Source organism: Haloferax sp. s1, assembly GCF_058382125.1.
Map to the genome: position 1 here is coordinate 1 of NZ_JBZRPK010000569.1, position 7742 is coordinate 7742.

The following is a 7742-nucleotide window of genomic DNA, read 5'->3' on the forward strand; positions in this document are numbered from 1 at the left end:
TCGTTCCGGTCGACGGCGGTCAGGCCGTCGTCAGCGTACTGGCGGTGCGACCCACCGATGAGGATGCGGAGTCGCTTGGTCTCGTCGGCGCGGAGGTAGTTCCCGCCCGAGGCCCGGGCGATTGCGCGAAGCGTCTTTCCGTTCGGATTCGGTCCGGTGCCGATGGTGATGACGCGGATGCCTTCGCGGCCGAGTTGGTCCGCAACGGTCGCCGCATCTTCGAAGCGGTCGTGTCCGTCGCTGATGAGGATAATCGTCCCGCGTCGGTCACCGAGCTGCTGTGCGGCACCGTTGAGTCCGACGGCGATGTCGGTCGCGCCGCCAGATTGGAGACGGCGGATGAGGCCGACGGTCGACTTGCGGTTCGGGCCGAGCGGTCGAAGCGGCGACACCTCGTAGGCGCGGTAGTTGAACCCGACGATGCCGACTTTGTTGTCGTCGCCGAGTTGGTCGAGCGCATCGAGCGCGACCGACTTCTGGACCCGCATGCCCTTTTCCGCGCTCCCGGACACGTCGATTGCGAAGACGAGGTTCGTGCGTTTCGAAGTCCCCTCGCCGGTCGTGACGGGAAGCATCGAAGCGAGACTCGACCCGTCGTAGCCACCGTTTTCGAACGAGTTCTCCCCGCCGACGACGAGCAGGCCGCCGCCGTCGATGGTGAACCGCTGGAGGGCGTCGACGTTCCCAACGTCGTCGGCGTGCATGTCCTGAAGGACGACAGCGTGGTACGACGAGAGGTCCGATGGGACCGACTTTGCGGTCTCGACGTCGTACAACTTCGAGAGGTAGTCGCGGAACGGGAAGGACCCTTTCGAAACGTAGAGCACCTTCGGCGGTTCGACGACGCGAACCGTCTTTCGGAACACGTCGTTGTCGCTGAAGCGGTCGTCGCCGGCGATACGGGCGGTGATTCGGTGGGTCCCAGTGTTGTCAAACGTCTGTGAAAACTCGACGCGACCCGGCGAGTCGACGGTCTCGCGGGCAACCTCGTTTCCATCGACTTCGACGACGACTTCGAGGCTCGCCGTCTCGTCGGGCGAGACGCCATCGACCCGTGCGAGGAAGGTGTTCTCGACGCCGACGCTGGTCTTCGACGGGCCGCGTATCGAGACGTAGTGTTCGGCTTCTTTCGGCGACGGTGAGACGGCGCTCACGGTCGCGTTCAGGTCGCGGGCGAGCGTGGTCGCAGAGGCGAGACTTCGACCCGACGTAACTCGCCCGTCGGAGACGAGGACGACGGTCCCGTCCGGTCTGAGGTTGGCGGCCACCGCGTCGCCGAGCGGTGATTCGTCGCCCTGTGCGACGGTCGACATCGTGACGGGAACGCCCTCTGCTTCGATTTCTTCTGCGAGGTCGGACGCCACGTTCTTCGAGACGGCCATGCTCTCCGATTTGTCGACGAGCATCGTCACCTGCGGGTCGCCGTCGGTCTGTCTGGTCATGACGGTGTACGGTCCCGCCGCCGCGACGACCAACAGGAACGCGACGAGCAGCCGCGACGCGAATAGGAGGCGGCGTGACCGATTTCCGGCGGTTCCGGACGCACCTCGGTAGATAAGCGCCCACACGAGGAGGGCCGCAACCGGAAGCGCGATGAGGAATATCGGCCGCTCCAAACCGACCGTTCGACCGGCGATTTCGACTGTCCATGCGAGGGGTGTCGGAGTCAAGGGAGTGAGTCCAGGCAGCATCAGAGGTCACCTCGTCGGCGCAGATAGGCGAGTTCGACGAGCGTCACCGCGAGCGCGACGAGCGCCGCCCACTCGGTCAACGGGTTCGGAACGATTTGCTCTTCGACCCGCGTTGTGGACGTACCGGGTGAGGAGTCCGATTCCAGCGACTCCGCGGCTACGTCGGATTCCGACTCGCTGAGAAGCGAGGCGGCGAACCGCTCGTCGCCGACGCGGTAGACTCCGGCATCGGAGAGTTGCACCTCGGGACCGGTGGTTTCGCCCGCTGGCGTCGCGACAGTCTGGTTTGTGCCCGCCGAGAGTGACCCGCCAGTCGCCCGGTTCAGTTCAGGGAGCGTCGAGCGACCGGCGAGGTAAAAGACGGTGCGCTTCCAGAACACCGGATACTGGTAGTTGTACTTGAACGCCGACTTCGCTTCGAGGAAGCCGTAGTAGACGACCCGGCCCGGGCCGCGTTTGTCGGTGGCGACGAGCGGCGTTTCATTGGTCGTGCGCACGAGCGACTCGCCCGACCGGAGGGTGCCGGCAACGTACTGATTCGGTGGCGGGAACGTGATGCCGCGGGTGAGTTCGTGGTCTTCGACGGTTCCAATCGTCGGATTCGTCTTGATTTGCTGCGGGGAGACCAGTAAGAGGTCACCGTACTTCGGCGTCGTGTCTTGGGCCTGAATCGCCACGCCGCCGCCGCGCTCGATGGTTTTGCGGCCAGCCTCGACGTTGCCCGAGAGCAAGCGGTCGGGGGTGACGTTGCTGTAGATAATCACGTCGTACTTCTTCGAGACGGTCGTCGGCGGGTTATCGACCGTCAGCGACACTTCCGGGATGACGGAGAGCGCGGTCGTCAGGAACTGATTTTCGTCGTTCGTGAGGACGAGGACGTCGACCGAGGCGTCCTCCGGAGCGGCGACGTACAGTGTGTTATCAGTAGGGAAGTCGTCACCCTGCGAGAGGCTGATTCGACCTCCGCCCGTCGGGACCGGCAGTGTCGCCGTCGCCACGTCACCCGCGTCCAATTGGACCTGTCGAGTGACGCCACCGAGTTCGAGTGACCGCGTCGCGGGCGCGTCGCCGTAGTTCTTCACAGTCACCGTGACGTTCGACCCGGAGAACCATCGGTCGATGATGCCGACGTTGCCCTGTCCGCCGCCGTTGAACTGCCGAAGTTCGACGACGAGCCCTCTCGCGCGGGACTCTCTGACCGCGTCGGCCCACGGAGAGTCGTCGGCGAAGTCGCTGAGAACGACGATTCGAGCGTCCTTCCCGGCAATAGAGGCGGCCGTCGTGATTGCGGACCGAAGGTCGCCCGGCGCAGAAGTCACGTGCAACCCGTCGAGGGCCGAGCGAGCGTCGGTGTCGCTTCCGCGACGGAGGACGACATCGGCAGTCGAACCAGCCGAGACCACGGACGTTGCTCCAGTCACCTCCTCACGTGCGGTGGCGAGCGCTTGGTCGAACCGAGTTGCGCCGCCGTCTTGAACTGCCATACTCGCGCTCGTGTCCACGACGATAACGGTCTCGGATACCGTTTCGGACTCGGGGACGAGCATGTACGGCGTCGCGAGCGAACCGACGAGCGCGACGAGTGCGAGAAGTTGAATGAGGAGAAGGAGACTTCGAAGCAGACGGTCGAAAATCGGGTTCGATGCATTCCGCCCTGTGGCCTCCGCGAGGAACTGGAACGTCGGAAGCGTCCGCCGGACCGGCTCCGGTCGCAATAAATAGAGGACGACGAGAGGCACCGCGCCCAGCAAGGCGAGAAGCCCGAGGGGGAACAAGAAGAACTCGTCGAGGACCATGCGCGGTTCGTAGCGCGCATCCAGTATGGGTGTTTCCCTATACACTGACACTTCCTCATTCACAGACGTATCTACCCACAAGAACACTCGGAGTAGAATTACTAAGAAGCATAGTAGTGTCAAAAATAACTACGTCAATGCATGGCATGCGTTAACTGCATAATACGATACTATTTTATGCTCCAAGGTTATTCATCGAGATACGATGGGAACTGATAGGTATACACCGCGGTCGTTCGACGACCTCTCACCGGACAAGCGCCCGAGTTTCGGGCAGGCGCTCATCCCGGTTTTAGGACTTGTCGCCTTCCTCGGCATCGGGTCGGCGTGGTTGAAACTCGACCCACACATTCCGCTCATCTGGAGCATTGCACTCGTTGGCCTTCTCGGCCGATTCGTCTGGGGATATACGTGGGAAGACCTCTACGAAGGAATCGAACGGAGTCTCTCGATGGGGTTACAGGCGCTTCTCATCCTGTTTACCATCTACGGTGTCGTCTCGACGTGGGTCGCCGCGGGGACGATTCCGACGCTGATGTACTACGGCCTCGACCTACTCTCACCGCAGGTGTTCCTTCCTGCGACGGCTATCCTCGTCGGCATCACCACGTTCGCCATTGGGTCGTCGTGGACCGCCGTCGGGACGCTCGGCGTCGCATTCATCGGCATCGGCTCCGGACTCGGCGTTCCCGCGCCGATGACCGCCGGTGCCATCCTCACCGGCGCGTACGCGGGTGACAAGCAGTCGCCGCTTTCGGACACGACAAACCTCGCAGCGGCCGTGACGAACACCGACCTCTACGACCACATCCACGCGATGCGAACTGGGACGTTCGTCGCGTTCGGCCTCTCTATCGTCGGCTTCGTCGTGCTGAGTCTCGGCATCTCCGGGACGATTCCGGCCGGGCAAATCGCCGAGATTCAGACCGCACTCGCGTCGACCTACGATATCTCGCTTCTCGCGTTCCTCCCGCTTGCCGTCACCTTCGGCCTCGCCGCGGCCGGCTATCCGGCACTGACGGTGCTCCTCGCCGGTGCCTTCGCAGGCGCGTTCACGAGCATTCTCGTGCAGGGCGCTTCGTTCGTCACTGCCTGGCAGACGTTCATGAGCGGCACCGGTCCCGAAACGGGTTCGGAACTCGTCAACAGTCTCCTCGCTTCCGGCGGCGTCTCGGGTTCGGCGTGGACCATCGCTATCGTCGTCGCGGCGCTGACGCTCGGCGGACTCCTCGAACAGACGGGTTTCCTCGCGGTTCTCGCCCACCGCCTCGAACGCGGTGTTCGCAGTACCGGGTCGCTCGTCGCCGCGACCGGTATCTCCGCGATTCTAACCAACGCGCTCACCGCACAGCAGTACATGAGCATCGTCGTTCCGGGCATGACGCTTCGCAACACCTACGACGAGTTCGGTCTCGACAGTTCGGACCTCTCGCAGGCCATCGAGTCGGCGGGGACGCCGACCGGCGCGCTTCTTCCGTGGCACGCCGGCGGCGCGTACATGTCCGGCGTCCTCGGCGTTGCGACGTTCAGCTACGCACCGTACTACCTGTTCGGCTACCTCTCGCCGCTGGTCCTGTTCGCCTTCATCCTCGCCGGTGTCGGATTCGCCGGGAACGCGACGAAAACGAGCGACCCATCGGTCAGCCCGGCAGACGACTAAGGTCACGTCTCCATCGCTTTTCAGAGGACGGACCTCGGACGGTTACCGGACCATCGAATCCTTGATACTTGACCGAATGGTCGCAAGAACGCCACCACCGCAGAGGATTCCGAGCAGCATCGGACCGAACGTCCTCGGGTCGGTCCAATCGAACGACCGAGATGCCGTGAATAGATACTTGCGGCCATCTCGTTTGATGCCTTCGCTCGCGATTTCCGATAGGTTTGACTCGTTTACATACAAGCGACTGCCAAAATTAGTCTCGGTGGAACCCTCACTCGGTAGTGACGATTTTTTCACACTCGGTATCGCTGAACCGTTTTGTCTCGTGACGCGTCCCGTTTCGAGTGCTTCGTCGACGACTTGCTGACTCTCCGGTTGGAGGGCAGAGTAATCGGTCGGGTAGACTCTGGGTGGGAAGTGGTCTACCTCACGTTCGTACGTGTAGTGGTAGTCGTAATCGGCGAATCCGACGAAAAGCGCAATACTGGAGAGTGCGAGGGTGCCAAGCAAAAAGAGCGCGATGAAATGTTTCCAATCACTCATTTTCACTATTGTAAAATGGCTCCCATCTGTCTTTTATTTACTGATAGACAGTCTAGTCGAGAGTCGAATAGGAGCTACTCCAGCGCCGCCCGAAGCGACCGAACCTCGTCGAGAACGGCGGTCCACTGCTCGACGGTTCCCGGAAGTTCGTCGCGTTCGAGGCGGCTCTCGATTCGGTTCCGGAGCGCCTGCGGGTCGTTTACGTTCTCGAATCGGATACCACCGCCGCCCGCAACCTCGACCGAGACGGTGCCGTAATCGAACATCTTCCCGGTGATTCCCTGTGTGAACGCGCTGTTCTGGACGTGCTCTAGCGAGACGCGCTGGACGCTCCGTGAGAGGACGCCCGTCTTGCGGTAGAGCGCCGCGTCGGTGATGACAAAGCGCGTGTTGGCGACGCGAAGGTACGCCCACAGCGGCGCGGCAAGGCCGACGACGCCGAGGAGTCCGGCGAGCGGTTCACCCACCGTCACCGCAATGAACGCGACGCCCGCGATGATACCCACACCGACGAAGACCGCGGGGATGACCGTCTGAATCCGCGGCTGGCCCGTCCATACGATGGTTTCGTCGGCTCCGCGGGCCATCCAGTCGTCGATGTCGTCGATGGCTTCGGCGTTCGCGTTGCCGATGTCGGACGCGTCGGTCGAAGCCGAATCTCGCTCGGGTGTCGGCGTTTCCTCACCCGCGGTCATTGCTCGTCGGTCGTGGTCGCGTCAAACTCGAAGTCGCTCGGGTCGGTGTTCGCCGTTTCCGCCGTCGAATCGGTGTCGGCGTCGACACCGGCAGTCGCACCACCGTCTTCGACGGCTTCCCGAATCGAACGGAGTTCCACGAGAATATCGTCGAGAACGGCCGCCTTCCCGTTCGATTCGGACTCACGCCCAGCCCGTCGCTCGCGCTTGAGTCGCTCGTTGATGAGCGTCTGGAGCGACTGCGGTTCCGCGACGTTTTGGAAACTCATTTCGATGCCGCTTCCGCCCGCGGTGCTGATGTTGACCGAACCGTAGCCGAACTGCGCGCCGAAGAACGTCTGGCCGTAGGATGTGTCCTGTACCTTTTCGAATTCGATGCGCTGGACGCTCCGCGAGACGACGCCCGTCTTGCGGTAGAGGGCGTCGGAAGTGACGACGTAGTTGGTGTTTTTGTGCGTGAGGTACGCGCCGACGAGCATCGGAATCCCGATGAGAACCAGCGAAAGCGGGACGCCGATGATAAACGACGGCACGAGGCTGTACGGGTGCGGCGTGTCCGCCCAGAGAACCTCCTCGTCGTCGTCGAGCGTGAGCCAATCGAAGTTGTTGTCCATACCTGCTCCGTCTCGGTGCACACTGGTAATAGTTTTCTGCGGGACCGCATCGCCGTTCGTCGGTTTGTCGGTCGCTCGTGTCGGACGGGTACAGGAATCGTGACAATTCCCCCCGCATGGGTAAACCATTTCAATGATGCCCGCAACGGAGTGTCCATGGACAAGCAGTCACTGCTCGACTTGCTGCGTCACGACGCTCGAGAGAGTGTAGACGACATCGCCCGCCAGCTGGGCGCAGACGCCGAGGCAGTGGCAGCAGCACTCGACGAACTCGAAGACGACGGGGTCGTCCGCGGCTACCAGGCCGTTATCGACTGGAACCGCGTCGACGAGGAACACGTCCGAGCGCAAGTCGAAGTCGACGTGGAACTCGACCGTGAGACGGGATACGAGGAGATTGCCACCCGTATCGCGCGGTTTCCGGAAGTTGCGACGCTCAGACTCGTCTCCGGTACCTACGACTTCTTCATCGAAGTCGAAGGCGAGTCGATGCACGCCGTCTCGAACTTCGTCTCCGAGCGCATCGCCCCCATCCCGGAAGTCACCAAGACGGTGACGCACTTCGTGATGGACTCCTACAAGGAGGAGGGCATCGAACTCGGCGACGGCGACGACGACGACCGACTCTCTGTGTCGCCATGACGTTCGGCGACCACCTTTCCGACCGCGTCGAACAGGTTCCGCCCTCGGGTATCCGACGGTTCTTCGAACTCGCCGAGGAGGTAGACGATGTCATCTCC

At 62.4% G+C, this 7742-nt stretch carries 7 protein-coding genes; 2 read left to right on the plus strand and 5 right to left on the minus strand.

Going from position 1 to position 7742, the window contains the following annotated elements; genetic code table 11:
- Together QT222_RS10680 and QT222_RS10685 are read right to left on the minus strand one after the other, a co-directional pair.
- Nucleotides 1–1691 (minus strand): VWA domain-containing protein (locus QT222_RS10680; RefSeq protein WP_491477162.1); only part of this gene is annotated, 1691 nt, incomplete at its 3' end.
- Nucleotides 1691–3487, minus strand: a complete 1797-nt coding sequence (locus tag QT222_RS10685; protein ID WP_491477163.1) for a DUF7408 domain-containing protein — start codon at nucleotides 3485–3487, stop codon at nucleotides 1691–1693. The genes QT222_RS10685 and QT222_RS10680, both read right to left, overlap by 1 nt.
- 205 nt (nucleotides 3488–3692) lie before the next feature.
- Here QT222_RS10685 and arcD point away from each other — a divergent pair, with 205 nt between their 5' ends.
- The gene (gene arcD / locus QT222_RS10690) at nucleotides 3693–5147 is read left to right on the plus strand and encodes an arginine/ornithine antiporter ArcD (RefSeq protein ID WP_491477164.1); all 1455 of its coding nucleotides are present in this window, start codon (nucleotides 3693–3695) and stop codon (nucleotides 5145–5147) included.
- Between the two features lie 42 nt (nucleotides 5148–5189).
- On the opposite strand, the gene QT222_RS10695 is transcribed toward arcD, so the two are convergent.
- The 3 genes from QT222_RS10695 to QT222_RS10705 form a co-directional block, all read right to left on the minus strand.
- Nucleotides 5190–5693 (minus strand): hypothetical protein, encoded by a 504-nt coding sequence (locus QT222_RS10695; RefSeq protein WP_491477165.1) that lies wholly within the window; start codon nucleotides 5691–5693, stop codon nucleotides 5190–5192.
- A gap of 74 nt (nucleotides 5694–5767) precedes the next feature.
- Nucleotides 5768–6388, minus strand: coding sequence for a PH domain-containing protein (locus tag QT222_RS10700; protein ID WP_491477166.1), 621 nt, complete (start codon nucleotides 6386–6388; stop codon nucleotides 5768–5770).
- Nucleotides 6385–7002, minus strand: a complete 618-nt coding sequence (locus tag QT222_RS10705; RefSeq protein ID WP_491477167.1) for a PH domain-containing protein — start codon at nucleotides 7000–7002, stop codon at nucleotides 6385–6387. The genes QT222_RS10700 and QT222_RS10705 overlap by 4 nt, the downstream gene beginning before the upstream one ends.
- 156 nt (nucleotides 7003–7158) lie before the next feature.
- On the opposite strand from QT222_RS10705, the gene QT222_RS10710 reads away from it, so the two are divergent.
- Nucleotides 7159–7644, plus strand: a complete 486-nt coding sequence (locus tag QT222_RS10710) for an Lrp/AsnC family transcriptional regulator (RefSeq protein ID WP_491477168.1) — start codon at nucleotides 7159–7161, stop codon at nucleotides 7642–7644.
- The last annotated feature ends 98 nt before the right edge of the window (nucleotides 7645–7742 follow it).

Bases quoted from the DNA above. Each gene is read 5' to 3' on its own strand.
- QT222_RS10705 (WP_491477167.1), bottom strand. From the start codon at position 7,002: ATGGACAACAACTTCGATTGGCTCACGCTCGACGACGACGAGGAGGTT.
- QT222_RS10710 (WP_491477168.1), top strand. From the start codon at position 7,159: ATGGACAAGCAGTCACTGCTCGACTTGCTGCGTCACGACGCTCGAGAG.
- QT222_RS10685 (WP_491477163.1), bottom strand. From the start codon at position 3,487: ATGGTCCTCGACGAGTTCTTCTTGTTCCCCCTCGGGCTTCTCGCCTTG.
- QT222_RS10695 (WP_491477165.1), bottom strand. From the start codon at position 5,693: ATGAGTGATTGGAAACATTTCATCGCGCTCTTTTTGCTTGGCACCCTC.
- QT222_RS10700 (WP_491477166.1), bottom strand. From the start codon at position 6,388: ATGACCGCGGGTGAGGAAACGCCGACACCCGAGCGAGATTCGGCTTCG.
- arcD (WP_491477164.1), top strand. From the start codon at position 3,693: ATGGGAACTGATAGGTATACACCGCGGTCGTTCGACGACCTCTCACCG.